Genomic DNA, 1957 nt, shown 5'->3' with positions numbered 1-1957 from the left:
GGGGCACAGAGTGCCACCCACCCCCCCCTTTCGTGGGTGTCAGCGGATCAAGCGGATCAGCGTGCGCCGATCTCGTCCGTCAGCTGGGGCAGGACCTCGAAGAGGTCACCGACCACGCCGTAGTCGACCAGGTCGAAGATCGGTGCCTCGGCGTCCTTGTTGACCGCGACGATCGTCTTCGAGGTCTGCATGCCGGCCCGGTGCTGGATCGCGCCGGAGATGCCCGCCGCCACGTACAGCTGCGGCGAGACCTGCTTGCCGGTCTGGCCGACCTGGTTGGAGTGCGGGTACCAGCCGGCGTCCACGGCGGCGCGGGAGGCACCGACGGCCGCGCCGAGCGAGTCGGCCAGCTTCTCGACGACCGCGAAGCCCTCGGCCGCTCCGACGCCACGGCCGCCGGAGACCACGATCGCGGACTCGGTCAGCTCGGGGCGGCCGGTGGAGACGCGCGGGGTGCGCGAGACGACCTTGGCGGCGTTGCCGGTGAAGGCGACGGCGACGTTCTCGATCGCGCCGGCGGCCGGGGCGGCCTCCGGGGCGGCCGAGTTCGGCTTGACGGTGATGACCGGGACGCCGTGCGAGACCGTCGACTTCACCTGGTACGAGGCGGCGAAGACGGATTGGGTGGCGACCGGTCCGTTCTCGCCGGCCTCCAGCTCCACTGCGTCGGTGATCAGGCCGGAGCCGAGGCGGAGCGCGACGCGGGCCGCGATCTCCTTGCCCTCGCCGGAGGAGGTCGCCAGGACGGCGGCCACCCCCTTCTCCTTCGCGATCTGAGTGACCGCGTCGACCTTCGGGACGACGAGCTGGTCGGTGAACTCGGCGCCGTCCGCGACGTAGACGGTGGCCGCGCCGTACTCGCCCGCCGCGGCGGCGATCGAGGCGGCGGCCTCGCCGGCGCCGAGGACGACGGCCGAGGGCTCGCCGAGGCGGCGGGCCAGGGTCAGCAGTTCGAGGGCCGGCTTGCGGACCGCACCGTCGGCGTGGTCCACGAGAACCAGGATCTCAGCCATGATTCCTTGCTCCTGAGGTGGGGTGACGGTGGATCAGATGAACTTCTGGGAGGCGAGGAAGGCGGCGAGCTGCTTGCCGCCGTCGCCCTCGTCCGTGACGATCGTGCCCTGGGTGCGGGCCGGCCGGGCGGCTGCCGAGTCGACCAGGGTCCAGGAAGCGGCGAGGCCGACCTCGTCGGCGTCGATCTCCAGGTCGTCCAGGTCCCACTCCTCGACCGGCTTCTTCTTGGCGGCCATGATCCCCTTGAAGGAGGGGTAACGGGCCTCGCCGGACTGGTCGGTGACCGAGACGACGGCCGGCAGCGCGGCCTCCAGGAGTTCGGTGGCGGCATCGCCGTCACGGCGGCCCTTGACCAGGCCGTCCTCCACCGAGAGCTCCGAGAGGAGGGTGACCTGGGGCAGGCCCAGCCGCTCGGCGAGCAGCGCGGGCAGCACGCCCATGGTGCCGTCCGTCGAGGCCATGCCGCAGACGACCAGGTCGAAGCCGGCCTTCTCCAGGGCCTTCGCCAGGATCGCGGAGGTGGCGATGACGTCGGAGCCGTGGATGTCCTCGTCGTTGACGTGCACCGCCTTGTCGGCGCCCATCGACAGGGCCTTGCGCAGCGCGTCCTTGGCGTCGTCCGGGCCGACCGTGAGGACGGTGACCTCGGCGTCGTCGGACTCCTCGGAGATCCGCAGGGCCTGCTCGACGGCGTACTCGTCCAGCTCAGAGAGCAGGCCGTCGACGGCCTCGCGGTCGGTCGTCAGGTCGTCGGCGAAACCACGGTCGCCGGTCGCGTCGGGAACGTACTTCACACAGACAGCGATCTTCAGGGTCACGGCCTGTCTCCTTTCGAGGGGCTGCTGGTTACGGGAGGTTGCGGGCCATGACGATGCGCTGGACCTGGTTGGTGCCTTCGTAGATCTGGGTGATCTTGGCGTCGCGCATCATGCGCTCGACGGGG

General features: G+C 71.0%; 3 protein-coding genes. All 3 read right to left on the bottom strand.

Annotated features, from left to right (window positions below):
* Positions 1-56: 56 nt before the first annotated feature.
* Positions 57-1013, bottom strand: a complete 957-nt coding sequence (locus tag ACFW22_RS35795; RefSeq protein ID WP_386412965.1) for an electron transfer flavoprotein subunit alpha/FixB family protein — start codon at positions 1011-1013, stop codon at positions 57-59.
* 33 nt (positions 1014-1046) lie between these two features.
* Positions 1047-1832, bottom strand: a complete 786-nt coding sequence (locus tag ACFW22_RS35790; RefSeq protein WP_386412963.1) for an electron transfer flavoprotein subunit beta/FixA family protein — start codon at positions 1830-1832, stop codon at positions 1047-1049.
* A 28-nt stretch (positions 1833-1860) separates the two neighbouring features.
* A partial coding sequence (locus tag ACFW22_RS35785; protein WP_157849844.1) for an acyl-CoA dehydrogenase family protein occupies positions 1861-1957 on the bottom strand: 97 nt, incomplete at its 5' end.

The sequence above is a fragment of the Streptomyces sp. NPDC058872 genome (assembly GCF_042743065.1).
GTDB lineage: Bacteria > Actinomycetota > Actinomycetes > Streptomycetales > Streptomycetaceae > Streptomyces.
This window is presented reverse-complemented; position numbering and strand designations above follow the sequence as displayed.

Coding starts and splice junctions, on each gene's coding strand:
- ACFW22_RS35795 (WP_386412965.1), bottom strand. CDS start 1,013: ATGGCTGAGATCCTGGTTCTCGTGGACCACGCCGACGGTGCGGTCCGC.